This is a genomic window from Rhizobium sp. BR 249 (assembly GCF_047445895.1).
Lineage (GTDB): Bacteria > Pseudomonadota > Alphaproteobacteria > Rhizobiales > Rhizobiaceae > Rhizobium.
Genome location: NZ_JARWKX010000006.1, coordinates 1 through 23,713, shown reverse-complemented (window position 1 = coordinate 23,713; position 23,713 = coordinate 1). Strand labels below are relative to the sequence as shown.

At 61.7% G+C, this 23,713-nt stretch carries 23 protein-coding genes; 7 read left to right on the top strand and 16 right to left on the bottom strand.

Going from position 1 to position 23,713, the window contains the following annotated elements; translation table 11 throughout:
- Positions 1 to 34 precede the first annotated feature (34 nt).
- The 7 genes from QD408_RS07605 to QD408_RS07575 all read right to left on the bottom strand — a co-directional run bounded on the left by QD408_RS07605 (position 35) and on the right by QD408_RS07575 (position 7,559).
- Entirely contained in the window at positions 35 to 1,135 is a 1,101-nt protein-coding gene (locus QD408_RS07605) for a DUF5666 domain-containing protein (RefSeq protein ID WP_414138875.1), read from the bottom strand.
- Entirely contained in the window at positions 1,132 to 2,025 is an 894-nt protein-coding gene (locus QD408_RS07600; RefSeq protein WP_414138874.1) for a DUF6502 family protein, read from the bottom strand. Before QD408_RS07600 ends, QD408_RS07605 begins: the two co-directional genes overlap by 4 nt.
- A gap of 153 nt (positions 2,026 to 2,178) precedes the next feature.
- Entirely contained in the window at positions 2,179 to 2,553 is a 375-nt protein-coding gene (locus QD408_RS07595; RefSeq protein ID WP_414138873.1) for a hypothetical protein, read from the bottom strand.
- 10 nt (positions 2,554 to 2,563) lie between these two features.
- Positions 2,564 to 3,610: a flagellar hook-associated family protein gene (locus QD408_RS07590; protein ID WP_414138872.1), complete on the bottom strand. Its 1,047-nt coding sequence runs from the start codon at positions 3,608 to 3,610 to the stop codon at positions 2,564 to 2,566.
- A 2-nt stretch (positions 3,611 to 3,612) separates the two neighbouring features.
- Positions 3,613 to 5,073, bottom strand: a complete 1,461-nt coding sequence (flgK, locus tag QD408_RS07585) for a flagellar hook-associated protein FlgK (RefSeq protein ID WP_414138871.1) — start codon at positions 5,071 to 5,073, stop codon at positions 3,613 to 3,615.
- 13 nt (positions 5,074 to 5,086) lie between these two features.
- Entirely contained in the window at positions 5,087 to 6,379 is a 1,293-nt protein-coding gene (locus tag QD408_RS07580) for a flagellar hook protein FlgE (protein ID WP_414138870.1), read from the bottom strand.
- A gap of 319 nt (positions 6,380 to 6,698) precedes the next feature.
- Complete coding sequence (locus QD408_RS07575) at positions 6,699 to 7,559, bottom strand: EF-hand domain-containing protein (protein ID WP_414138869.1); 861 nt, start codon at positions 7,557 to 7,559, stop codon at positions 6,699 to 6,701.
- Between the two features lie 162 nt (positions 7,560 to 7,721).
- On the opposite strand from QD408_RS07575, the gene QD408_RS07570 reads away from it, so the two are divergent.
- The 4 genes from QD408_RS07570 to QD408_RS07555 all read left to right on the top strand — a co-directional run bounded on the left by QD408_RS07570 (position 7,722) and on the right by QD408_RS07555 (position 11,612).
- Complete coding sequence (locus QD408_RS07570; RefSeq protein WP_414138868.1) at positions 7,722 to 8,369, top strand: TetR/AcrR family transcriptional regulator; 648 nt, start codon at positions 7,722 to 7,724, stop codon at positions 8,367 to 8,369.
- Between the two features lie 271 nt (positions 8,370 to 8,640).
- Positions 8,641 to 10,824, top strand: coding sequence for a DUF1217 domain-containing protein (locus tag QD408_RS07565; protein ID WP_414138867.1), 2,184 nt, complete (start codon positions 8,641 to 8,643; stop codon positions 10,822 to 10,824).
- A gap of 105 nt (positions 10,825 to 10,929) precedes the next feature.
- Positions 10,930 to 11,292 carry a hypothetical protein gene (locus QD408_RS07560; protein ID WP_414138866.1) on the top strand — a complete coding sequence of 121 codons (363 nt, stop codon included), beginning with the start codon at positions 10,930 to 10,932 and terminating at the stop codon, positions 11,290 to 11,292.
- A 56-nt stretch (positions 11,293 to 11,348) separates the two neighbouring features.
- Positions 11,349 to 11,612, top strand: coding sequence for a hypothetical protein (locus tag QD408_RS07555; RefSeq protein WP_210191811.1), 264 nt, complete (start codon positions 11,349 to 11,351; stop codon positions 11,610 to 11,612).
- A gap of 155 nt (positions 11,613 to 11,767) precedes the next feature.
- Here the strand turns inward: QD408_RS07555 and QD408_RS07550 are convergent, their stop codons facing one another.
- Positions 11,768 to 12,955 carry a hypothetical protein gene (locus QD408_RS07550; protein ID WP_414138865.1) on the bottom strand — a complete coding sequence of 396 codons (1,188 nt, stop codon included), beginning with the start codon at positions 12,953 to 12,955 and terminating at the stop codon, positions 11,768 to 11,770.
- 421 nt (positions 12,956 to 13,376) lie between these two features.
- Between QD408_RS07550 and QD408_RS07545 the strand changes: the two genes are divergently transcribed.
- The gene (locus QD408_RS07545) at positions 13,377 to 13,787 is read left to right on the top strand and encodes a DUF5086 family protein (protein ID WP_088684265.1); all 411 of its coding nucleotides are present in this window, start codon (positions 13,377 to 13,379) and stop codon (positions 13,785 to 13,787) included.
- A gap of 419 nt (positions 13,788 to 14,206) precedes the next feature.
- Here QD408_RS07545 and QD408_RS07540 read toward each other — a convergent pair whose 3' ends face one another.
- The 6 genes from QD408_RS07540 to QD408_RS07515 form a co-directional block, all read right to left on the bottom strand.
- Positions 14,207 to 15,688, bottom strand: a complete 1,482-nt coding sequence (locus QD408_RS07540) for an NAD-dependent succinate-semialdehyde dehydrogenase (RefSeq protein ID WP_414138864.1) — start codon at positions 15,686 to 15,688, stop codon at positions 14,207 to 14,209.
- Between the two features lie 65 nt (positions 15,689 to 15,753).
- On the bottom strand, positions 15,754 to 17,034 hold the full coding sequence (locus QD408_RS07535) for a 4-aminobutyrate--2-oxoglutarate transaminase (protein ID WP_414138863.1): 1,281 nt from the start codon (positions 17,032 to 17,034) through the stop codon (positions 15,754 to 15,756).
- Between the two features lie 78 nt (positions 17,035 to 17,112).
- Entirely contained in the window at positions 17,113 to 17,895 is a 783-nt protein-coding gene (locus tag QD408_RS07530; RefSeq protein ID WP_210191812.1) for an ABC transporter permease, read from the bottom strand.
- Between the two features lie 4 nt (positions 17,896 to 17,899).
- Positions 17,900 to 19,069 (bottom strand): ABC transporter permease, encoded by a 1,170-nt coding sequence (locus QD408_RS07525; RefSeq protein WP_414138862.1) that lies wholly within the window; start codon positions 19,067 to 19,069, stop codon positions 17,900 to 17,902.
- Positions 19,066 to 20,139 (bottom strand): ABC transporter ATP-binding protein, encoded by a 1,074-nt coding sequence (locus QD408_RS07520; protein WP_414138861.1) that lies wholly within the window; start codon positions 20,137 to 20,139, stop codon positions 19,066 to 19,068. Before QD408_RS07520 ends, QD408_RS07525 begins: the two co-directional genes overlap by 4 nt.
- Positions 20,140 to 20,231: 92 nt before the next feature.
- Positions 20,232 to 21,281, bottom strand: coding sequence for an ABC transporter substrate-binding protein (locus QD408_RS07515; RefSeq protein WP_414138860.1), 1,050 nt, complete (start codon positions 21,279 to 21,281; stop codon positions 20,232 to 20,234).
- Between the two features lie 393 nt (positions 21,282 to 21,674).
- Between QD408_RS07515 and QD408_RS07510 the strand changes: the two genes are divergently transcribed.
- The gene (locus QD408_RS07510; RefSeq protein ID WP_414139011.1) at positions 21,675 to 22,568 is read left to right on the top strand and encodes a LysR substrate-binding domain-containing protein; all 894 of its coding nucleotides are present in this window, start codon (positions 21,675 to 21,677) and stop codon (positions 22,566 to 22,568) included.
- 37 nt (positions 22,569 to 22,605) lie between these two features.
- On the opposite strand, the gene QD408_RS07505 is transcribed toward QD408_RS07510, so the two are convergent.
- Positions 22,606 to 23,163, bottom strand: a complete 558-nt coding sequence (locus QD408_RS07505) for a threonine transporter RhtB (protein WP_088684273.1) — start codon at positions 23,161 to 23,163, stop codon at positions 22,606 to 22,608.
- A gap of 91 nt (positions 23,164 to 23,254) precedes the next feature.
- Between QD408_RS07505 and QD408_RS07500 the strand changes: the two genes are divergently transcribed.
- Positions 23,255 to 23,473 carry a hypothetical protein gene (locus tag QD408_RS07500; protein WP_414138859.1) on the top strand — a complete coding sequence of 73 codons (219 nt, stop codon included), beginning with the start codon at positions 23,255 to 23,257 and terminating at the stop codon, positions 23,471 to 23,473.
- A 35-nt stretch (positions 23,474 to 23,508) separates the two neighbouring features.
- Here the strand turns inward: QD408_RS07500 and QD408_RS07495 are convergent.
- A partial coding sequence (locus QD408_RS07495; RefSeq protein WP_414138858.1) for an aminotransferase class I/II-fold pyridoxal phosphate-dependent enzyme occupies positions 23,509 to 23,713 on the bottom strand: 205 nt, incomplete at its 5' end.

The following is a 23,713-nucleotide window of genomic DNA, read 5'->3' as shown; positions in this document are numbered from 1 at the left end:
ATTTTCCCATTTGTCAACGCTTGTGATCGCGGTTTCAGCGCGGAGGCGGAGCCGGCGGCGGTGACCCGGGAGACGGTGATCCGGGAGGCGGGGCGCTCGGCGGTGGTGGCGGGCTAGCCCCGTCCGGAGGCGGAAAGCTGCCCTCCGGTCCACCCGGTCCACCTCGACCGAAGGGCGAACCATTCGGCGTCGGCCGGTCCGGCAGTCCTCGCGGCGGTCGCGAACCAAATCCATCAGGAACGCGTCCGCCCTGAAAACCCGTCATCCTGCTTGAATCGCGGACCGAGACATCGAAGAAGCCATGACCATCGGGAGACGGCGGCATCGAGCCGGAAGGCGAGGCGCCTCCGGTTCCAGAGCCTTGCCCGCTCCTGTCCGTGGGCCGGAAGGTCTCGACGTTGACGACGCCGTATTTGAGGCCCGGCACCACGGCTTCGGCCTCGATGCGCGTAATGATCAGTCGGTCGGCAACCGCCTTCAGACGCACCAGCGTCTGTTTGTTGGCGAGATATCCATGGGTGCTTCCAAAGGAAAGCCGGCCGATCATCAGGCTCTTGCCGCTCTTCACCGGGACGCCGCGGACATGGGCGCCATCGGAAACGGAGCGGGGCTCGATGCGCCGAGCGACGATCGTGCCGTCAGGTTTGCGGATGCCGAAGACGGCGACGTGCTTGCCCTTTCTGAGCCCCTTTGTCGCGACGCCGGTCGTGTCGATCGTCTGCGCCAATATGGTCAAGCTGGTCTTGCCCACCCTGTCGATGCGGCCCTGGACCTCGCTGACGATCGTGATGCGGGCGGCGCGCTTTCCTGTCAGCAGCACGCGGGCGACATGGCCGACCTTCATCGCGCTTGCGGGAACACGACGCCCGTCGATCTCGACCGGCGTCGTCGCGCTGAACGGTATGTGGATGCCGTTGACGATGATGCTGCCAAAGCCCTGGATGGTGCCGACGATGCCGGTGCCGCCGATACCGTGGTCTTCATTCTCCCCGCCGCCCTGGATGGAGGTGCCGGACCCGCCGATCCCATGGTCGTAAGCGCCGGTCGACTGCGCGGCGGCAGATCCCGGCTTCAGGATCTGAAGCGCTATGCCGGCCAGCAGAAACTGCCTTCTCGAGATCATCGGCGGGTTCATTCCTCCGCCTCCGTCTTGGAAGCAGCGTCTGCTTGGGAATCCGTCTCAACCTCTTCGGTCATGACATAGAGCCCGGCGATCCAGCGGCTGTTGCCGCCGGGATCGTCCTTGATCGCCTGATGGGCGACCTTGTTGAGCTTCAGGAGCAGCGCCATGCTTTCCTCGCGCGCGAGCGCGTCGAGCCGGGCGGCGAGCGCCGGAGATATGCCGTCATAATGAACCGCGCGCTCGAAATATGGCGGAGGGTCGTTCATCAGATTGGTGACGGCCGCCTGCACGTGGTCGCGAAGGTTGCGGGTGAAATAATGCCGGCGGGCATCGTCGCCGGCATTCGGGACGATCGATGAGAGGTCGAGCCGGACCCGGCCCTCCTCATCGAGAACGACGATGCCTCGGTCCAGCCAGTCGTCCAGGATGGAGCGGGAATGGACGTCCTTGGTAATGTCGCTCACCAGGCTCTCGAAGGACGGGCTGCCGTCGCTTGTCGTGCGGGGCAGGGCGCTCGGCCTGTCCTCGGCATCGCAATAGAGCGGGTCGGCCAGCCATCGGGCAAGGATGCGGCTCGTCTGCGAAACACCGACGGTCAGCAGCGATTCCGAAATCTCCTGCCCGCGCAGCCGGTTGACGTCCTTGCGGTGGACGCCAGTCAGAAGCGAGATGCGGCTGTCCGTCTGTTGCTTGTTCGGCAGCGCGAATTCCTTCTCGGCGACCTCGATATAGAGACGGCGAAGAATGGCCGAAAAGGCGGTGAAGTTGAAGCCGGAGGCAAGCGCGAGCTTGACCAGCGGGCGCAGCACGCGGATGAGCATGGCCTGCAGGGTCTCTTCGGAGAAGGGTAGCTTCGCGCGCGGCTTCGACATCAAGAACACACTCGGTCTCTCAAAGACCATTGCCGGCAGACTTCGATAGCCGCCCTCATTCTCCCTATGGCAAAGTCCGGAATGCCGCAACGGACAAGCCATATGCGAGACCAGCCTATGCCCTAATCCCTCACGGCGCTGCCGCGATCGTGCCGCCATTGGAAAGTTATTTCGCCCCGTCTGTCAATGCGTTACCGGATGCGGCTCGGGCGACAGCACCGCCCCCTGGCTCCAGTCGATCAGCCGGTCGATCCGCGCAATCTTGTGGAAAACCTCGAAGACGTCGAATGCCGCGCCCCGCTCGATATGGCCTGCCAGGAGCTCGCAAAGCTCGAATATTTCAGGAGGGGTGCCCGTCATTTCGACGCCGTCATCCGTAAAGACGCCGGATCGCGGCCAGGCCCGCGTCTGCCCGTCATCGAGTTTGCTGCCGATGAAGGGGATCGTATCGATGATGCCGGAGGCGAGCGCAAAGGCCGCCTCCGCCACGATTTCGGAACAGGTCGTGCCGGGGTCCCGCGTCAGGGCCGGTATCTGCAACCGCTTGAGTTCGCGCATTTTCAATCCCTCAGAGATAGTTGACCAGGCTGAGGCTCTGGAGTTTCGAGACGAGCGTGTAAGCCGTTTCCAACTGCGTCTGCAGCTGGTTGACGAGGGTCGAAGCCTCGTAGGTATCCACGCCCTGGAGATCGACGAGCTTTCCCTGGAGCAGGGTCGATTGAGCGTCGAGGGCGTCGTTCGCCTTTTCGAGCCGCTCCTGCGAAAGGCCGAGCTGGCTTTGCTGCGTCACGATGCCGGAGGTCGCCTGCGCGGCATAGCCGATCGCCTTGGAGGCGACGGTGCTCTGCGCGTCTGAGCTGAGATCCTGGCCGAACAGGGCGGAGACGACGACGGAGGCAAGTGCGAGGTAACGCATGCCTTCGGAATTGGCATTGGTCGACGAAGTGATGGTTTCCGATCCGCTGATCCGGCTCGTCATGTCGGTGCTCGATGCGGTCGACCAGCCGCTCGAAGCGTCCGTCCAGCTGCTTTCGGAGAACATCGGCTCGACCGTATCGGTGATGAAGCTGCCGATTTCCTCGCCCGTCAGTTCGCTGACGTCCTTGCCGAGGCCGGTCGCGTAATCGTTGAGCGCTGAGACGATCGTATCCGAGACCGCCGTGGATTGATCGGTCAGGGGCTGGCTGTCGAGGTTCGTTCCGCCGAACAGGTATTCGCCATTGACCGATGTGTTTGCCGTCGAGATCAGCTGCGAAATGGTGGAGCCGGCCGATTGCAGGGCAACGGCGATGCTCGTCGTATCCTGGCTTGCCTGGAGCGCGGTCAGGTTGGTGACAAGGCTGTCGCCGGCATCCTTGAGGTTCGAAAGAGCGGTCTGCGATGCTTCCATGCGCAGCGCGACGACGGAATTGCTCGTCTTGAACGAGTCCGCCTGGGCGATGGCGCTGGTGAGATTGATCGACTTTGCGGCGCCGGCGCCGAGGGAGACGCCGATATCGGCGTAGGTTCCCGTCGTCGCTTCGGTCGAAGCCTGCTGCAGCTTGTTTTGCGACTGGCTGATGGTGAGCCTGAGAACGCTCTGCATCGCCGATGATGAGACAAAAGAGGCTTTCATGATTAGCTCGCTATGTCGAGGAGCGACTGGAACATCTCGTCGATGACGTTCAGGATCTTTGTCGCCGCCTTGTAGGATTGTTCGATGTCGAGAAGCAGCGTCAGCTCCTCGTCGAGGTTGACGCCCGTTTCGTTGGAATAGGCTTCGTCGGAACGCGACAGCGCCGCGGCCGTGTTTTCGGAAGCCGATGTCGCATCGCTGCGATATTGTTCGAGCCAGCCGATCGAGGCGCTGGCATAGTCCGTCAGGCTCTGCGTCGTGGAGAGGCCGGCGTCGGCGGAGAAGGAACGCTGCTCCGTCAATGCCTGATAGAGGGCGTCGAGATTGTCCGAGAAGCCGCTGTCGCCCGAGGTGTTGAGATCGGCAATGCCGCTGATCGTTCCGTCGCGCAGCTTCGTCGCGTCGCCGCCTTCGCTGGTGACGACTGTTGTATTGACGGAAATGCTGCCGGCGATCCCTGTTACGTCGTCGGAAGCGGCAGGGGTTCCGCCTGTCGTCCCCGACGCCGTCGTCCAGACGAAGAGCCCCGGCGCGCTCGTGCTGCCGTCGCTTTCCGAGAACACCTGGACGAGCGATTTGGCAATCTCGTCGAGCTGGTTCTGGAAGGTCGGGGCGATCTCGTCGCGCAGCTGCAGCAGCGCCTGCAGGCTGCCGGAGGCGCTCGTCGTCGATCCCTCGCCGGTGTCGAGAGCCACGCCGTCGATATAGATGGAATTCCCCTCGGTTCCCGCGACGTAAGTCGTCGTCGCGGAGAAGGTGACGGTGCGGGGCACGGTCTCGAACAGCACGGTGCCATCCGAGGTGTAGAGCGCCATGTCGTTATTATTGCGCACGACGGAGGTGACGCCGATGATCGAGGAGATCTGCTTCAGGAGCTTCTCCCGTTCGTCGAGCGCCGAGGACGTATCGGCGCCGGTCGCTGTCGCGAGCTTGACGGCATTGTTCGCCGTCTCGAACTGCGACAGCAGCGTATTCAGCGAGGAGACCTGTGTGGCGATCTCCGCATCGGCCTCGGCCCTGATCGACTGGACGCCGTCGCTGGCCGTATTCAGCGAATTGGCGAGATCCTGCGCGGCGGTGACGGCCGATTGCGCCGCAGTCGTATTGCTCGGCGACGTCGCGTAGGTTTGGAGCGCCTCCTGGAAAGCCGCGAGATAGGTGCTCGGCGACGTCTCGTAGTCATTGCCGCCCATCAGCGACTGCAGGCTTTCGAGGCCGGTCACCAGCGTCTGCTGGGCGCTGTCCTTGGCGTTGGATTGCAGGTACTGGGCGAGCAGCGCAGTTTCCTGCGCCCGGCTGATGCTGACGACCTGGGCGCCGGAAAGAGACGTCGTGATCGACGCCTCCCGCCTGACATAGTCGGAGTTTCCGACATTGGCGATGTTGGTCGAGACGACGCTGCTCTGCTGGCCGGTATTGTTGAAAATACTCTGCACGCTGTTCAAGGCTGACGTGAGCGACATCCGGGCGTTCCTTCTATCGCTTCAGATTGACGAGGACATCCATGATGTCGGAGCCGGTCTGGAACACCTTCGAATTGGCGGTGTAGCTGCGCTGCGCCTCGATCATCTCCGTCAATTCGCCGGCGAGATCGACATTCGAGCTTTCGAGCGCGCCGGACTGGATGGAGCCGAGCCCGTTCGTCTGCGGAAAGCCGGTGACGGTGACGCCGGACATGCCGTTGGCGGTGTAGACATTGCCGCTGAGCAGGGTCAGATTGTCGGGGCTTGCGACCGTCGCGAGAGGGATCTGGTAGAGCGCCTTCGTCGTGCCGTTGGCATAGGAGACCGACACCACGCCGTCCGTGCCGATCGAGACCGAGCTCACCGCGCTTGCAGCCTGGCCGTCGGCCGAGCCCGTCGCCGAGAAATCGGAGGCGAGCTGGGTGAATTCGGAATAGTCCATGGTGATCGTCTTTGCCGTGACCGGATCGACGATGTCGGTGTCGGTCGCGGACGTCAGCTGGCCGTCGGCGTCGAAGGAGAGTGTGGCGACGCTGACCGCGCTGGAGGAGTAGGGGAAGGAGGTCGTGCCGCCGGTCGCGGCATCGGCATTGCGATAGACCGCGACTTCCCAGGTGCTGCCGGTGACCGCGCCGCTCGCATCGGTCGTGACATCAGTCTTGGTGAAGTAATAGTCGTACTGGACGGTGGCGCCGAGGCTGTCATAGGCGACCAGCGACATCTTCTGCGTATCGTCGGTGACGCCTGACGTGTTGGCGCTCGGCAGCGTCGTCGTATCGGTGACGACGGTCGCCTCGGAATTCAGGTTGCCGCTGAAATAGGCGTTGGTCGAAGCAATCGCGCTCAGGCCCGATTGGGATACGTTGACCGGCACCAGCCCGTCGAAGCCGTTGACGACGACCGCCGGCACGCCTGAATCATAGGAATATCCCATCAGCGTGTAGCCGGCGCTGTTGACGAGGTTGCCGTCGCTATCGACCGAGAAATCGCCGGCCCGGGTGAGCACCGGCGTGCCGTCGGCGCTTTCGACGATGAAGAACCCGTCTCCGGAGATCGCGAGATCATAGGCCGAGGTCGTATAGGAAATGTCGCCCTGCTCAGAAATCGCCTGGCGCACGGATGTCTGGACGCCGCCGGAATTGTAATTGCCGGAGGAAGAGGGCAGGACCAGCGACGAAAAGGAGGTGGAAACGGCCTTGTAGCCGGTGGTGTTGGCATTGGCGATGTTGTCGGACACCGTGCTCAGCCGGTTTGCCTGCGCGCTCATGCCGGAGACGGCGGTTTTCATGCTTCCAAAAATGCTCATGGCTCGATCCTTCAAAGGTTTGGGAACATGCCATGTGACGACAGGCTTCCAGGGCCCGGATTGCGGGCGCAAGACATCGCCGGGCGCCGGGCGAAGGCCGGCACCGGTCGATGATCTGATTGTCTGGACTGACCCCGTGATGGCTCTCGGCGCGTCGGTTCATCCGAGCGTGTGACATCGTGCGCCCGATACCGCGCACCATTCGAATCATAAGAAGCGGCCCGGCCGAAGGCTCTGCCGGCGCAACTGCCGGGCCGCTTCAGACCGTCGCCATTGCAGTTCCTCCAGAAACCGCAACGGCGACGATGTCTTGCCGGCGTCAGGCCGCGGACTGCGTGGACAATGAGCCGGTGCCTGAGGTGTCGAGCAGATCGAAGAGCTGGCTCGCCTGGCTTTCGCTGACATCGTCAGGCTTGCCGGCCATGAATTCCTCCAGGCTCACCACTCCATCTCCATTCGTATCGAGATCGGAAAGCAGGGAGGTGAACTGGTCTTCGTCCTCGGACGGCGGCGGCCCGTGGGGACGTTCCGACTGCTGGGCGGACATGGCCTCAACAAGCGCATCGACCGACAGCGAACCGGCGCCCTCGCTGTCGAAGCCGTCGAACAGCGTTCCGGCCTGGTCCTCGCTGACGTCGGTCGGCCTGCCTGCGACGAATTCGGCCTTGCTGACGAGCCCGTCGCCGTCGGTATCGAGCTCGGAAAGCATGGATGCCAGCTGGTCATCGTCGCCCGGCGGCGGCCCATCGGGGCGCTCCGGCCGCTGGGCGGACATGGCCTCGGCGAGTTCATCGACCGACAATGATCCCGCGCCTTCGCTGTCGAAGCTGTCGAACAGCGTTCCGGCCTGATCCTCGCTGACATCGGACGCCCGGGCCGCGACGAACTCGGCCTTGCTCACATAGCCGTCGCCGTCGGTGTCCAGCTCGGAGACGTCCATGCCTTCGCCGCCATCCCCTTCGCCGGCGGAGCCGGATTGGTCGAAGCGGTTCATCGCCAGCGTCATCAGCTGAGCCATCAGTTTGTCGGCGCTGCTGGACGTGTCTTCGTCGAGCTGCCCGCTTGTGGTTGATTTTTTCGCTGAAACCGTACTACAGGATAGCATGTCCTGGGATGCGGATGTCGAGCTCTTGCTATAGGAATAGGAAGAGACTGACGCGGCGGCCGAAATGGTCGTCATAAGCGCTCCATCGCTAGAGGGTGGGGATGCAACGCATTACAGAACTTATGAGTTCTCTAAATCGAAATCGCTAATGCCACAACCGAAAAAATCATCCCTCAGAAATAACAGGCTGCTTTTCAGGATCGTCGGCATGCGCTTCGGCAAAGCGGTCTGATCGTCATGGGTATCGTCGACGAGCCCGCAGATGAGCCGCGCAAAAGAGGCCGGCCGAAAGTCTCCAGCGATGAAGACAAGCGTACCCATATCGTCGAAGTCGCCCGCCGCGTTTTCGTAAAATACGGTTATGCCGGAAGCACGACCGCGGTCGTCGCTTCGGAGGCGGGTGTTTCCAAGCAGACGCTCTACAAGCTGTTTCAGAGCAAGGAAGAGCTGTTTGCCGCCGTCGTCGGCGCGCATCGGCGGCTGATGCTCGACCTGCCGAGGCCCGCCGAAGAGATCTCGATCGCCGAGAGCCTCGAACGGATCTTCATGATCGACATGGACGAGGAGATGGATGCGGAACGCGCCGGTTTCCTGCAGCTCGTCTTTCGCGAAGCCGCGCAGTTTCCCGAGCTTATCGACATTCTCCAGCGCGAAGGCATACTCGCCAGCCGGCAGCATCTGGCCGACTGGCTGAGCGATCGCCGGGCGGAAGGCAGGGTGTCGCTGGATGATCCGGAAAGCGGCGCGCGCATGCTGATGGACATGATCTTCGGCGGCATGGGCCCGCCGGAAGGCCGCGTGCAGGCCTGGCCCTACCGGGCCCTGATGCTTGCCCACCTTCGCCACTGTATCGCGATCTTCGCCGCCGGCGTGGGGGCCGCTTGAAACGGTCAAGCGGTGCGGCAGCAATTGCCGCGTCATCCCGCTGCTCGACCCGGCAAAGGCTAGGGTGAGGGGCAACCCTCCATTTCAAGCTTCCAATTCGCGATTGAATGATTTATAGAACCATAGAGTTCCATTAAGTCGATTCGGCCGCATGTACGTGGCTGTGCTTCGCCATTACCGGCGACGATATCCCAGCAAAGATCAGAAGCTCACCCGTGGCTGCCGGCAGGCTTTCGCGCGGTACTGCCGTGCCTATTGGAAGGGACAGACGTTGGTTTCCACCTATGTAAGCTATCTCGCGGTCGCGCGGAATCTGAATGCCAGTCTCGCCAGCGTCGCGTCCCAGGCCACGGTTGCCCGCGACAGTGCCTATTACAAGGAAAACATCGGCAAGGTCACGACCGTCGATGAGTTCATGGGTGATTACAAGCTTTATTCCTACGCGATGAAGGCCTATGGCCTTGAGGACATGACCTATGCCAAGGCCTTCATGAAGAAGGTGCTGGAGAGTGACCTCAGCGATTCATCGAGCTTTGCCAACAGCTTGAGCGACGGCCGCTATGCCGAGTTCGCCGCAGCCTTCAAATTCTCCGGCGAAACGAAGACGGCGCAATCGGACGTGCAGCGCGACAGCCTGCTCGACGCTTACGAGGAGTCCTTCGATACCGAGGCCGAGAATATCGAGGATGAGACCGACTACTTCGAGGAGAATATCTCGTCGATCACCTCGGTCGACGATCTTCTGTCGAGTTCGCGGCTGAAGAACTATGTGCTGACGGCCTTCGGCCTCAGCACCGAATACACGTCGACCAGCTTTCTGAAGGATGTTCTGACGAGCGATCTCGACGATGCCGACAGCTTCGTCAGCCAGCTCGACGACGATGTCTATCTCAGCCTGGCGAAGGCCTTCAATTTCAGCGAGGACGGCTCGGTCGACGGCGAGGTGATGTCGGAAGACCAGCTCTCGCTGGTGACGAGCGCCTATGCGGTGGCCTCGTCGACGATCGCTTCCACCGAGACCGGGGAGGCTTATGACACTTATTTCGCTGCTGAGATCGGAAACATCACCTCCGTCGACCAGTTGATGAGCGACGACAAGCTGGTGTCCTATCTCAGAACGGCTTACGGTCTTTCCGACAGCGAAACCGATAACTTCATCTCCGCGGCCCTGAAAAGCGCCGACCTCGCCGAGGCGATCGGCTTGTCCGACCTGCACGACGCCTTCAATTTCGACGAGGACGGCGCGCTTGCCGACGGCGACACGGCCCAGACGTCGGAGCAGACGGCCGCGACCACGGCGGCCTTCGATGAAAACTACCAGGCGCTGATCGCCAACACCGACACGGAAGATGCGGTCGACAACTATACGACGCGCATCGCCAGCGTCACCTCGATCGACGATTTCCTGGTGTCGAACGCCGATGACGACGATGACGACAACGACGATCTTCCGGAAATGTGGGAAATGGCGCTGCGCGCCTTTGGCATAGACTCCGGCGAGGTTTCGAAAAGCGAAGTCCGGAAAATTCTCGAAAGCGATCCCTTGGACTCGAAAAGCTATGTCAACAGCCTCGATGATGATCGGCTCGTCGCCTTTCGCAAGGCATTCAATTTCGACAGCGAAGGCGACGTGACCGTTCCCCTGCAGGCCATGTCGGAATCCGTCGTCGACGACTATGCCGCCTATTACAAGCAGAACAAGATCCGATATCTCGAAGGCGAGGAACTGACCGAGGCGACCGACGCCGCGGACGAGGAGATCACCTATTTCCGCGATCAGATGGCGACGATCACCTCTGTCAGCGAATTTCTCGCCGACGACCGGCTGGTCGCCTTTGCGCTTGAAGCCAAGGGCCTGGATCCTGAGGACGTCACGTCGGACCAGTTGGAGAAGATGTTTTCCTCCGATCTCGACGACGAGGACAGCTATGTCAACAAGCTTGACGACAATCGCTACGCGGAGCTCGTGGGCGCGTTCAATTTTGATCAGGACGGCAATATCTCGGCCGATCCCACCGGGGCGGTGCAGCAGCGCGGCGACGTGCTGGAGACGATCGACGCCTATGTCCGCCTGACGCTCGAAGACGACCAGGGCGACAGCAATACCGGCGTGCGCCTGGCGCTCTACTTCGGACGCAAGGCACCCGAGATTTCGAGCGCCTACGACATTCTGGGCGACAGCGCGCTCTTCGAGTTCTTCACCACGAGCTTCAATCTCTCCAGCTACGTCTCGAACATGGACGTCGACAAGCAGGCCGAGATGATCGAGAATTTCATCGACATCAAGGATCTTTCCGACCCTGACAAGGTCGAGGATCTGATCAAGCGCTTTACCGCCATGTACGATGTGGCGAACGGCACCGGCACCACCTCGACGGCGCTTTCCATCCTGACCGGCTCGGCCTCGATCAGCGCCGACACGCTGCTGGCCGTGGCGCAATTGAAAAGCGGGTGAGGGGCTGATTGACGGCGTACCGCCTAAGGTAGTGGCAGGCGCATTGAGTTGTATGAACTCCGGAGTCGTGCCATAGCACCCTCGATGCATCGGAGGTGAGGGCGCATGAGCATTGACACAGGTAAAGCCCTGCTTGCCCTATTCTTCCTGACGACTACCGGTCTTGCGACGGCATTCGGCTCAGACATGGAATCGCGCGCTCTCTGGGCGGCATCGGCGATGGCGGAAGCCGATTATCATCGCGGCAATCCATGCGCCCATTGGAAGGTCGACGAGGAGGCGGTGAAAAAAGTCATTGCCTGGAGCGGCCGAACGCTCGAGGAATTGCGCGCATCCGAGGACTACCGCGAGCAGCATGACGCCATAAAAGGTCTCGTTCAGCTATATGGCCTCGAGAAGACCTGCGAGGCGAGCGGGGCAACTTTCGACGTCGATGAAAAGGACTATGGCGTCCTGCGCTTCCGCTGAGGCGACGGCTTCGACGCAGTGACGGGTCGTAAGAGATGAAGACAGCGCATTTTTGCATGCACCTTCAGCCCGTTTTCGAGGCGGAGTTACAAGCGGGCAACCGTTATTCCTCCTCGCCGCACATTGCCGACTGGCCTGAGGCCGGGTCGGTCTTCGCAGCGCTCGTCCACGCGCTGCGCACGCGCGGCTATGAAAGCGTTCCGGAGCTGGAACACCGGATTTGCACCGATCCCCATTATGGCTGGCATGACGAGCTCTATTGCACCGCCTGCGGCGACCTGCTCGTTGCCGGAGAGACGCGGCTTCCCAACGCGCGATAGAAGCGACGTTCAGTCCGTGGTCGAGCCAATGCTTTTCAGTCAAGGAATTGCCTAGGCAGATGCTCGGCACAAGGCCAAGCATGACGGAGGAGATCTTGTCCAAAAACTGAGCGCCGCGCGTCCGAAAGACACGCGGCGCTGTAAAAGCAGCTTTCTCAGTCGTTCGCCGTCACCTTGACGCCGAGCACGGACGGAATGGTATTCGGCGCACCCATGGCCGCGCCCACGATCATCGGGAAGGGCACCGGCTTTTCAGGCGCGGCGCTGATCGTCAGGCTCTTCGGGCCGTCGAGATAGGTGTTGACGGCGGCCGAGATCTGGTTCTGCAGTTCCGGCATTTTGAGCTGGGCCAGCATGACAGGCACGAGGCCCTTCAGCGACTGCGCCAGCTCGTCTCCCGTCGCGCCCTGCTGCGAACCGGCATAGTCGAGCGCCTTCTTGGTGATGGAGGCGTCGTCGAAGCGCAGCTCGGCGCTGTTGAACGTCAGCTGCTGCATCATGCCCATCATGGCGAGGCCCATCGCCTGGTTTGCCTCTTCCTTGTTCGGGTTGGCTTCGGCGGTCTTCACCGCTTCCTGCAGCGCCTTGATGAATTCGAGCGTGTAGCCGGAGAAATCGACGGCGATGTTCAGCCGGCCGACATTCTCGAAATCGAAGGCATATTCGTCGACCGCGATCTTGCCGCTTTCGACTTCCCAGCTGCCCTTCATCGTGACGGCGCCGTCGAGCGTCGTCAGGCCCAGCTTCTCGATCGCGTCTTTCGAAGCGGCATCCTCGACCTGCGAGAGATCGATCTTCAGGCCAGTGACGTTGGCGTCATAGGTGAAGCCGCTATCCTCGCGGCCGAGGTCGGACTCGGTGCTTTCGATCGAGACGATGTCCTTGCCCTTGACGTTAAGAGCGATCGGGCCGGTGCTGACGACCTCATAGAGCATCATGTCGTCCAGCGTCGCGCCGCCGGCATTGGCGGGGATGGTGAGACCCTGGATCAGGATGTCCTTCGCGGTAAAATGCCCCTCTTCCTGCTTCATGTCGACGTCGGGGAAGGCGACCGATTTGGCGTAGTAGCCGCCGCCGTCGGTCTCCTTCACGCCCTCGAAGGTGACGTCGCCGATATCGAGCGTGTTGCCGGGCACACTTGCAAATCCGACCTTGACGCCCGATGCCTTGACCGTGTCGCCGTCGACTTCGGCCTTCTCGAAGGTGATGACCGTGCCGCCGGCGCTGGTGGCCGCATTGAACTTCTTCATCATGTCGGCGCCGTCAAGGGCGAAGGCCGGGCCGGCAAGCGTCAGGAAAGCAGCGCTTGCCGTCATCAGGTGGAGATTGCGTATATGTTTCATCGAAAGGTCCTTATGGAGAAAATGAATGGAGAGGCAGGTCTGTCGCTCTCCGGTCGAAGAGGCTGCGAGGCGACACGTTCAAGGACCGTGTGCTGCGGCATCATCTGTTGGCTTGATTGCGGGGGAAAGTTCGGGCTGAAGAAGTGTGATCATACGGCCGCGGGGAGGGCGGCATCTCATTCGTATATCTCCGCGAATCTTGCAACCTTTTGCATATAGAATTCCAATTCGGAATCAATCACCCCGCATCCGTTTGGACTGTGCCGGGCCGCTCTTCCCCATGGATCTGGTTTAAGCGGCGTTAATAACCTTTCGCCTGAGGATTGAAAATCGAAGCAGGTCGCGCTTATGTCGCGCTGGAAGAAACAAGATGCGTCCATGTTCTTCGCAATCGGTACGCAGCAGGAGCAGGGAAAGATCTATGCGTATGTTCAGCAGCTTGACCCTGGTTGCCGCGCTGATGGGTGCCCCGGTGCATGCCCAACAGCAAACGGAGACGATTATCCTGTCGGTGTCGGCAAAAACGGTGCGATGGGCGGATGTGTACAAAACCACCGGGCGGCCCGACGATCCGTATTTTCACGTGCGTGTTATCGAGAAGGAAAAGGGCACAGAGCCTTGGGTCTTCAAGGAACTGGCCCATCATTTGGTCGTTACGCCGCAAGCCTTGGACGCCAGCCGGATCAAACGGAAGGCGAAGACCTACGCCTATAAGGACGTGGAGTTTCTTGGAAGCTATCGTCGATGGCTCGACGATCCGGCAATCCGCGCCGCAACGCCGATTTGCGGCACGGATATTTTGAGTTGCGTGAAGAGAGGCGGCTCCCAGTGAGAGGCAACGCCTTTGGGTAGCGAAATACAATCTTTTGGTGCAAAAATGGCATAAGATAGCTTATGGAACTCCAGTGATTCTCCTGGGCCGAATTTGACGATTTCTCATTGGATACAATAACATCGCCCGCAGCCATGATTAGTTCCCCGATAAAGGCAGCGATCGTTTCTGGCCTTTCACGCTCGATCAGGCTTCGAATTCCCTCACGAGCCGATTTTCGCATAAAGCCGGCAGCATGATCATTGGTGTCGGACATCACTTTCCTCCTTGGTGATGCCGTTAAATGCTGCCCTGTTCATTTGGATGTGTGCAGGCGTTTTATTTCCCATTCAGTGGTGCCCTCGCGTCACCACTCCAAGATGAACAGCCGACATCAGACGGCTCCGCGCGTCGTGGGGCGTCCGACGATCACGCCCCGTTCATACACCGCCGATGCAGAGATATTTCAGTTCCAGATAATCGTCGGCTCCGTGGCGCGAGCCCTCGCGGCCGAGGCCGGATTGCTTGATGCCGCCGAAGGGCGCCGTCTCGGACGACATCAGGCCGGTATTGATGCCGATCATGCCGTATTCGAGCGCTTCCGCCACCCGCCAGACCTTCTTCAGGTCGCCGGCAAAGAAATAGGCGGCGAGGCCGAATTCCGTGTCGTTGGCCTGGGCGACGACATCCTCCACCGTTTCGAAACGGAAGAGAGGGGCCACCGGCCCGAAGGTTTCCTCGCGCGCCACCTTCATGCCGGGGGCAACCCCGGTCAGAACCGTCGGCGCAAAGAAGGTGCCGGCGCCGTCGAGGCGCTTGCCGCCGGTCAGCACCTTGGCGCCCTTGGCGAGCGCGTCGCTGACATGGTCTTCCACCTTGGCAAGGCCCTGCTCGTCGATCAGCGGCCCGATCACGACGCCGGCCTCGAAGCCGTCGCCGACCAGCATCTCGGCGACCTTTGCGGCAAGCTTGGCCGCGAAGGCGTCATAGACGTTCGACTGGACATAGAGCCGGTTGGCGCAGACGCAGGTCTGGCCGGCATTGCGATATTTCGAAGCGATCGCGCCCTCGACGGCGGCGTCGAGATCGGCATCGTCGAAGACAATGAATGGCGCGTTGCCGCCGAGCTCCAGGCTCACTTTCTTGATCTGGTCGGCGCATTGCCGCATCAGGATGCGGCCGACCTCGGTCGAGCCGGTGAAGCTGATCTTGCGCACCTTTTCGTTGCCGCAGAGCTCGCGGCCGATCGCCGGGCCGTCGACGCCGACGATGATGTTAAAGACGCCGGCGGGAACGCCTGCCTCCTCGGCGAGCACGGCAAGCGCGATCGCCGTCAGCGGCGTCTGTTCGGCGGGCTTCGATACCACGGTGCAGCCGACGGCAAGTGCGGGAGCGATCTTGCGGGCGATCATCGCCGCCGGGAAATTCCACGGCGTAATCGTGCCGACGACGCCGACCGGCTGCTTGATGACGATCATGCGTTTGTCGTTGGACGGCGCGGGGATCGTCTCGCCGTAGATGCGCTTGGCCTCTTCCGCATACCATTCGATATAGGCGGCGGCATAAAGGATCTCGCCGCGCGCTTCCGGGAACGGCTTGCCCATTTCGGCCGTCAGGATGGCGGCGAGCTCGTCTGAGTTGGCGACCATCAGGTCGAACCATTTGCGCAGGATGACGCTGCGCTCCTTGGCCGGGCGGGCAGCCCAGGCCGGCTGGGCGGCATAAGCCGCATCGATTGCCCTCTTCGTCTCGGCAGCGCCCATATCCGGCAGCGAGGCGAGCAGCTCGCCGGTTGCGGGGTTCAGCACGTCGAAGGTCTTTTCGGCATCGCCCGATGTCCAGACGCCGTCGATATAGCCGGCATCGCGCAGCAAGGGCGAGGAAAAGGGAACGTGCCTGGTCAGTGCGGCGGTGAAAGCCATGTCATATCTCCTGGGAGTGTGGCTGCCGGCTGGCGGCAGCCATTGAAATGCGGTTCCGCTGCGCCTTAGCGCGCGGCGCTTGCTTCCAGCATCGAGGCTTCGAGAATGTCGAGCGCTTCGCCGAGGACCTCGTCCTGAATGGTGATCGGCGCGAGGAAGCGGATGACGTTGCCGTGGATGCCGCAGGTGAGCAGGATCAGGCCCTTGTCGAGCGCCGTCAGCCGCACCCGGTTGGCGAATTCCGCACTCGGCAATCCGGTCGTCCGGTCGTTGAACTCGACGGCGTTCATGAATCCCGGCCCACGGATATCGGCAATCTCCGGCACCTTCTCACGCAGGGATTCCAGCTGCTGCTTCAATCGTGCCCCGAGCTGGTTGGCGCGGTTGCAGAGATCTTCGTCCGCGATGACGTCGAGGACGGCATGGGCGGCGGCGATGCCGAGCGGGTTGCCGCCATATGTGCCGCCGAGCCCGCCCGCTCCCGGCGCGTCCATGATTTCGGCGCGGCCGGTGACGGCGGCGAGCGGGAAGCCGCCGGCAAGGCTTTTCGCCATCGTCGTCAGGTCGGCGGCGATCTCATGGTGATCCATCGCGAACATTCTGCCGGTACGGGCAAAACCGGTCTGCACCTCGTCGGCGATCAAGAGGATGCCGTGCTGGTCGCAAAGTTCGCGCAGCGCCTTCATGAAGGCGGCAGGCGCCGGGTAGAAGCCACCTTCGCCCTGCACCGGTTCGAGGATGATGGCTGCGACGCGCTGTGGGTCGACATCGGCGGCGAAGAGTTTCTTCAGCGCCGCAAGCGACTGATCGACGGAGACGCCGTGCAGCTCGACCGGGAAAGGAACATGGAACACATCGCCGGGCATCGCGCCGAAGCCGACCTTGTAGGGCACGACCTTGCCGGTCAGCGCCATGCCCATGAAGGTGCGGCCATGGAAGCCGCCGCCGAAGGCGATGACGGCCGAGCGGCCGGTCGCCGCACGCGCGATCTTGACGGCGTTCTCGACCGCTTCGGCGCCCGTGGTGATGAAGACCGTCTTCTTCTGGAAATCGCCCGGCACCAGCGCGTTCAGCCGTTCGGCGAGATGCACATAGCTCTCGTAGGGCACGACCTGATGGCAGGTATGGGTGAAATGCTCGAGCTGCTCCTTGACCGCCGCGATGACGCGGGGATGGCGGTGCCCGGTGTTGAGAACGGCGATACCGGCGGCGAAATCGATGTAGCGGCGGCCCTCCTTGTCCCAGATTTCGGCATTCTCGGCGCGCTCTGCATAGATCTGGGTTGTCATGCCAACCCCACGAGCGATGGCTGTATTCTTACGATCGGTAAGCGAGGTGGAGCTCACGATATCCTCCTGATGTTCATTTTCTGACGTGTTTTGTCTTGGTTGCTTGTGCGGTCGTCCCCAAAGGGGATCGGGATCTCAGCCTGCGGCCACGAGGCGGGCCCGCTTGTGTACGGCGGCCAGCAGGCCGCCAAGAAGGACCGTTCCCACGATGAACAGGAATGCGGCGGCGACGATGGCCGGGCTGATGTTCTCGCGGATAGAGGAGAACATCTGACGCGCGAGTGTCAACTGGTTCGGTCCGGCAACGAAAAGCGTCAGCACGACCTCGTCCAGCGATGTGGCAAAGGCGAGCACCGCGCCCGACAGCACGCCCGGCACGGCAAGCGGCAGCGTTATTTTCCAGAAAACCCGCCGGGGCGACGCGCCGAGGCTCGCCGCTGCGCGCTCGACCCGATAATCGATGCCTTCGAGCGATGCGGTGATGCTCACCAGCACGAAGGGCACGGCGACAACGGTGTGGGCCACGATGACGGCTGCAAAGGTATTCGCAAATCCGAGCCGGGCAAACAGGATCTGGAGGCCGACGCCGAGTACGACCGCCGGAACGACCATGGGCAGGAGGAAGATCGTTCGCAATGCCGAACCGAAGACGATGCGCCTGCGTAATGCGAGCGCCGCCAACATGCCGAGCACCGTCGACAGCAGCGTGGTTCCCGTGCCGATCAGCAAGCTGTTGACGATCGATCGCCGCCAGGCCTCGGTATTTGCAAGCTCCGCAAACCAGCGGGTCGAGAAGGCCGGAATGGGATAGGCGAGGAAACTGCTTGACGTAAATGCGATCGGAAGGATCGCCAAAAGCGGAGCCAGCAGAAAAACGACCGCTGCCGCGCCGAACGCGAATTTGAATAAGCGCGCCATCATCTCATGCCCCCGTCGTCTTCATGGAAAGCCGCCCATAGATGCCGTAAAGCACGATCGTGACGGCGAGCAGCACGATGCCGAGCGCCCCTGCCATGCCCCAATTGGCGGAGCCGGTGGCGTAGAAGGCAATGACCGAACTGATCATTTGGTCCTTCGGTCCGCCGATGAGCGCGGGCGTGATGTAGTAGCCGAGCGCGGCCATGAAAACGAGCAGGCTGCCGGAGGCGATGCCGCGCAGCGTCAAAGGCAGCAGAATATGCAGGAAGGCTCTGATCGGCCTCGCGCCGAGGGAAGCGGCCGCCGGCATGAGATTTCGCGGGATGGCGATGAGAACGCTGTAGATCGGCAGAACCATGAAAGGCAGCAATACGTGCGTCATGGCGATGATGACCCCCGTCCTGTTGAAGAGCAACGGCAAGGGGCCGCTGACGAGGCCGAGCGACATCAGCACCGAGTTGATGAGGCCCTTGTCCTGAAGAAGAATATACCAGGCCGCGGTGCGCACCAGAAGCGACGTCCACAGCGGCAGCAGCACCGCGGCCAGGAGAAGCTGGCGTCGCCAGCCGTTCGAGGCGGCGGCCAGCATCGCGTATGGCAGCCCGATGAGGCCGGTCGCCAAGGTCACGACGGCAGCCACGGCGAAGGTTCTCAGAAGTATAGCCTGATTGGCCGACTCCTCGGCCGGCATCGCCACGATCGCCCCTGCGGCATCATGTTGAAGATCGACGGCGGCAAGAAGATTGCGATCTGTATAAGGGCTGATGGCGTCGGCAATGGCCCGCCAGAACGCTGTGTCGTTCCATCGCGGATCGACCTCTCCAAGGACGAGCGGCTGCGTGCCGTCTCTCACGGCCGTTACGGTCTTCCTCATCAGCGTGCGGAAGCCCGGCTGGGCACTGTTCAACCGTCTCACCACCTCGCCGAGGCTCTGGTCGTCCTCGATCAGTTTCAGATCGTCGACAAGCGCGGCCTGCATGGTGTCCGAAGGCGCGGAGATACGGTCCCAGCTGGAAACAGCGGCTGTCGTGCGCGGCAGGTTCTGGCTGACGACCGGATCTGACACTGCTTGGCCCAGCACGGTCAGGAGCGGCCAGATAAAGAAGACGCTCAAAAACAAGGCGAGCGGAAGCACGAGGGCAAAGGTGCCGAGACGTTGACGGAAAGCGCTCATGCGGCAATCACCCAGCAGTCGTCCGGCGAGAAATGCGCCACCACGTCGGCTCCCGGCGGCCACTCCGCCGATCGCCTGTCGGTTCGAACCACGAAGCGGAAGGCATTCTCGTCGAGCTGCACCCTGAGGTGATCGCCCTGGTATACGCTGTCGAGTATCTTTGTCGGCAGGGCATTGGCTGGCGAGCCTTGTCCCCGTGCCGCCAGAGAAATACGCTCGGGACGGACAGAAATGTGGACGCGGCTTCCGACAGAGAGGGAGCGGCCGCCCGATACGACCACGTGCCGCCCGTCAACGATCTCGACTGCCGTCCCCGTCGGGTCGGTCGCCTTGACCGTTCCTTCTATGAGATTGGTTTCCCCTATGAATTCGGCGACGACGCGCGTTCGCGGGCGGTCGTAAATCTCGCGCGGCGAGCCGATCTGTTCGATTTTGCCATGGTTGAAGACCGCAATCCGGTCCGACATGGTCAGCGCCTCTGACTGATCGTGGGTTACGAACACCACGGTCAGTTCCAGGCGTTTGTGAAGGTCGCGGATGTCGAGCTGCATCTGTTCGCGCAGGTGTTTGTCGAGCGCCCCGAGCGGTTCGTCCATCAGCACCACGGTGGGCTCGAATACCAGCGCACGGGCAAGCGCCACACGCTGCTGCTGACCGCCGGAAAGCTGGGCCGGCTTTCGGCCGCTCATTGCCGACAGTTGCACCATGTCGAGCGCGCGCATCACCCGCTCCTCGATCTCGCTGCGTCCGATGCCGCGCATCTTCAGCGGAAAGGCGATGTTGTCGGCGATCGACATGTGGGGAAAGAGGGCGTAGTTCTGGAAGACGACGCCCATTTCGCGCCGGTGCGGCGGCAGGTGGTCGATACGGCGATCATCGAGAAAGATGCCGCCGCTGGTCGGATTTTCAAATCCCGCAAGCATCATCAGCAAAGTCGTCTTGCCCGAGCCCGAGGGTCCCAGCAGGCTGACGAATTCGCCCTTGTCGATATCGAGCGACAGGTCCTTGACGACCTGAAATGTGCCAAAGGATTTGGAGATTCTGTCAAAGCGTATGCGCGGCGTAGCCACGATGGCCCTCCGTTCGGGTCGTCGGTTCTCAAGGGATGCGGGAACCCCACGAATGGCTCCTTGGAGCGATCCGTGGGGAGAAGATAGCGTTGCTACTGAGCCAGCCACGCATCGAACCTCTTCGTCAGGGCTTCCGAATTGTCGATCCAGAAGTCCGTATCGAGGCTGAGCGCTCCCTCCATATTGGCGGCCGCGGTCGGCAGGTCCGCAAGCTGTTCCGGTGGCAGGTCCTTGTCCGCTGCCTTGTTCGTGAGGCCGTAGGCAATATATTGCGGCAGTTTCGCCTGGTTTTCCGGCTTGCTGGCGAAGGCCACGAAGTCGAAGGCCGCGTCCTTGTTTTCAGCACCCTTCAGCACGACCCAGCTGTCCACCGCGTAGATGCTGCCGGGCCAGACGACCTTGAACGCCCTGCCTTCGGAGCGGTTGATGCCGGTGATGCGGCCGTTATAGGCGCTGGTCATGGCGACTTCGCCGGAAGCAAGCAGTTGCAGCGGCTGAGCGCCCGATGTCCACCAGACGAGGTTCGGCTTGAGGGCATCGAGTTTAGCGAAGGCACGATCGACGCCCTCCGGCGTCGCCAGGACGTCGTAAACCTTGTCGGCCGGAACGCCATCGGCCATCAGCGCGAATTCGAGCGTGTATTTCGGCCCCTTGCGAAGGGCGCGCTTGCCGGGAAATTTCGTCACGTCCCAAAAATCGGCCCACGACTTGGGACCATCGGCAATCTTGGCGCCGTCATAGGCGATCGCCGTCGACCAGACGATGGCGCCCACGCCGCAATCACTGACGGCCGAAGGCAGGAATGCATCCTTGCCGCCAAGCTTGTTCCAGTCCACCTTTTCGAAAAGCCCGTCGGCGCAGCCGAGCGCCAGTTCATCCGCTTCGACCTCCACGACATCCCAGGAAGGGCTGCCTGCCTTGACCTTCGCCTGGAGAACACCGATGCCGCCATCCCATCCTTCATCCAGGAGCGGCTTGCCGGCCTGTTGGGAGAAAGGCTTGAAGTAGATCTCCCGCTGGGCATCCTGAAAATTCCCGCCCCAGGACGCCACGGTGAGATCCCTGGCCGCGCCCGGCGCGGCCGCAAGCGTCAGCGACAACAGGCCCAAGGCTGCAATCGTCGAGGTTTTGTTGAGGTTCATTCTTCTTCCCCTGTTTGTTTAGTGATGCGGCAATGCTGTCCTATGTCCCGGCAGGCGAGAAGGCGCTTTTTCTTGACCGCGGTGGGACCGTGGATGCACCACTCCAGACCAGCCGCCGCCGGTCTTCAAACCGGCCCTGCCCGGAATCCACCTGCTTATGATCGAAAAATCCGGATTCCATTCGAGGAATGAGTGGTGCATTATATGCACCACGGTGCGCCACTCTTCATTACACAGGCCGTTCGCGTTCTGTGGCATAACGGACTGTGCACAGCAGTCTGACTTTGGTTCGATCACAGCCCATTTCAGTGGGGGATACGCTTGCGCAGAGGGAAATCAGAAGCAACCGAGCTGGATGGCGATCCGCCGCGTGGGCGTTTGCCGCCCTTGTCCATGGTCCGCGCCTTCGAAGCGGTCAGCCGATTGGGCTCGATGCGCAAGGCCGCCGACGATCTCAATCTCAGCCATACGGTCATATCCCGGCATGTCCGAAATCTCGAAGCCTGGCTCGGCACGCGGCTTGTCGATGCCGGCCCGCGCGGCATCAGGCTGACGGTGGAAGGCAGGCTTTTTGCCGAGACTGTGGGGACGGCCTTCGACCTCATCGCCAAATCGACCGCCGAACTGCGGCCCGCCATCAGCCGTACCGTCCTGCGCGTCTGGTGCGTCCCCGGCCTCGCAACACGCTGGCTGACCCCGCGCTTCAACCAGCTCCAGCTCGCCTTGCCCGGCATCGACTTCGTCATGCGCGCCACCGACCTCGAGCCGGATTTCAGCCGCTATGAGGCCGATGTCGACATCCGCTATTCGGAGGAACCAAGAGGAAATGTCCGCTGGATCCTGCTGGAAAGGCCCCGGATGTTCCCCGTCGCGAGCCCCGATTGGATCAGCAGGAATGCGCCCATCCGCACCCTTGACGATTTGGTCCGCCAGCCGCTCATTCACGAGGAAAGCCGCGATCAATGGCGACAGTGGTTCCGCAAGGCTGGCTTCCAACATGAAGTCGTCTTGAACGGACCGCGATTGTGGTCAGCCAATCTCACTGTGGACGCGGCCGTCACGGGCCAGGGGGTCGCGCTGGCCACACGCCTGATCGCCGCAGACGATCTTCGCGCCGGCCGGCTCGTCGAACTGCTCGAAACCGACGTCCGCCTCGGCGGCTATTATTTCGTCGGAGCGCGTGAACGCTGGAACGAGGTGACACAGGCGCGCTTCCGAACGTGGATACAGCAGGCGATAACCGCAACGACGGGCGGCCATTCGCCGAGTGGAGGTGCTGCGGGATAAGCCAGGCACAGGGCAGCCCCTCGCGCGTTTCATCCCGTCAAAATGCGCTGACGGTTAGCGCGGCGGAGAATATGAAGAGAGTTGCGGAGCTGCAGCGCCGGGCAAACAAGGGTAACTGCTTTCCACCTCCCAGCACGATCCTGCCCATCGACAGCCAGATGGAGGAGGCCAGAAGCACCATGGATGCGAGAACGGCGACAATGGCTATCGACGATGCCTGCTGCGCGGGAGGGATTATCGTCAGCCCGATTATGAACCCCTTGGGATTCAACAGGGTGGTCACGGCCAGCTGTCGTACTCTTACGACCACGACAGGGCTCGCTCCGACACCCCAGAGCCGGAGCGCGAGGTAGAAAACCCAAGTCGCCGAAGCAAGTTTGACGGCCTGCGAAACCGCGGGATGATCACGGAGAATGGGAGCGGCCAGACCTGAGACCGAAAGAACAATCGCAAGATAGGCGAAGACGACCGTTGCAAGAAGCATGATCGCCCGCCTGGAGGTCAGCCCCTGAGATGCGATCGCCAGTATCGCATTGGTTGGTCCCGGCAAAATGAGAAGCGTGAAAACACTCGCTGCAAAAGGGAGAAGATGCACCGTTCTAAATCCTTCGGTCGATAAAGATCATTTGCGGCCGGAACATTCTCGGTTGCTTGCCGTTTACCTCAGTCAAACTTGAGGTTTCCCAATGCCTCGCATGATCAGCTTCATGCTCACTCGATTGGCCACGGGCTTTGCAATTGGATGCGCCGTGGGTTTTCTGATTTGGCAGAACGGCTTTTTACCCTTCGGCTCCGTGCCTGGGGAGTTTCAGAACTATATCGCTCAGGGCCTGTTCATCTATCTCTTCGCGAGCACGATAAGCATGGGCTATCTCGCCACGGCTCTTCTGCTGGAAGCGGAGTAGTCCGGTTATTTTCATCAAGGTCGCGGCACGTATTCTCAGGCCACCATCCTTGCCAGCGCGCAGCGCGACCAGAGCGAATGCAGGGCGTCGACGAGATGGGCGATATCGGCGTCGGAATGCAGCGGCGTCGGGGTGATGCGCAGCCGCTCGGTCTTCTTCGGCACGGTGGGATAGTTGATCGGCTGGACGTAGACGCCGCAATTGTCGAGCAGCAGATCGGAGATCCACCACTTGCACTTG

What these genes read in the sequence shown, in the direction of transcription:
- QD408_RS07605 (WP_414138875.1), bottom strand. Translation starts at nt 1,135, where the DNA reads ATGAACCCGCCGATGATCTCGAGAAGGCAGTTTCTGCTGGCCGGCATA.
- QD408_RS07600 (WP_414138874.1), bottom strand. Translation starts at nt 2,025, where the DNA reads ATGGTCTTTGAGAGACCGAGTGTGTTCTTGATGTCGAAGCCGCGCGCG.
- QD408_RS07595 (WP_414138873.1), bottom strand. Translation starts at nt 2,553, where the DNA reads ATGCGCGAACTCAAGCGGTTGCAGATACCGGCCCTGACGCGGGACCCC.
- QD408_RS07590 (WP_414138872.1), bottom strand. Translation starts at nt 3,610, where the DNA reads ATGAAAGCCTCTTTTGTCTCATCATCGGCGATGCAGAGCGTTCTCAGG.
- flgK (WP_414138871.1), bottom strand. Translation starts at nt 5,073, where the DNA reads ATGTCGCTCACGTCAGCCTTGAACAGCGTGCAGAGTATTTTCAACAAT.
- QD408_RS07580 (WP_414138870.1), bottom strand. Translation starts at nt 6,379, where the DNA reads ATGAGCATTTTTGGAAGCATGAAAACCGCCGTCTCCGGCATGAGCGCG.
- QD408_RS07575 (WP_414138869.1), bottom strand. Translation starts at nt 7,559, where the DNA reads ATGACGACCATTTCGGCCGCCGCGTCAGTCTCTTCCTATTCCTATAGC.
- QD408_RS07570 (WP_414138868.1), top strand. Translation starts at nt 7,722, where the DNA reads ATGGGTATCGTCGACGAGCCCGCAGATGAGCCGCGCAAAAGAGGCCGG.
- QD408_RS07560 (WP_414138866.1), top strand. Translation starts at nt 10,930, where the DNA reads ATGAGCATTGACACAGGTAAAGCCCTGCTTGCCCTATTCTTCCTGACG.
- QD408_RS07555 (WP_210191811.1), top strand. Translation starts at nt 11,349, where the DNA reads ATGCACCTTCAGCCCGTTTTCGAGGCGGAGTTACAAGCGGGCAACCGT.
- QD408_RS07550 (WP_414138865.1), bottom strand. Translation starts at nt 12,955, where the DNA reads ATGAAACATATACGCAATCTCCACCTGATGACGGCAAGCGCTGCTTTC.
- QD408_RS07545 (WP_088684265.1), top strand. Translation starts at nt 13,377, where the DNA reads ATGCGTATGTTCAGCAGCTTGACCCTGGTTGCCGCGCTGATGGGTGCC.
- QD408_RS07540 (WP_414138864.1), bottom strand. Translation starts at nt 15,688, where the DNA reads ATGGCTTTCACCGCCGCACTGACCAGGCACGTTCCCTTTTCCTCGCCC.
- QD408_RS07530 (WP_210191812.1), bottom strand. Translation starts at nt 17,895, where the DNA reads ATGGCGCGCTTATTCAAATTCGCGTTCGGCGCGGCAGCGGTCGTTTTT.
- QD408_RS07525 (WP_414138862.1), bottom strand. Translation starts at nt 19,069, where the DNA reads ATGAGCGCTTTCCGTCAACGTCTCGGCACCTTTGCCCTCGTGCTTCCG.
- QD408_RS07515 (WP_414138860.1), bottom strand. Translation starts at nt 21,281, where the DNA reads ATGAACCTCAACAAAACCTCGACGATTGCAGCCTTGGGCCTGTTGTCG.
- QD408_RS07510 (WP_414139011.1), top strand. Translation starts at nt 21,675, where the DNA reads ATGGTCCGCGCCTTCGAAGCGGTCAGCCGATTGGGCTCGATGCGCAAG.
- QD408_RS07500 (WP_414138859.1), top strand. Translation starts at nt 23,255, where the DNA reads ATGCCTCGCATGATCAGCTTCATGCTCACTCGATTGGCCACGGGCTTT.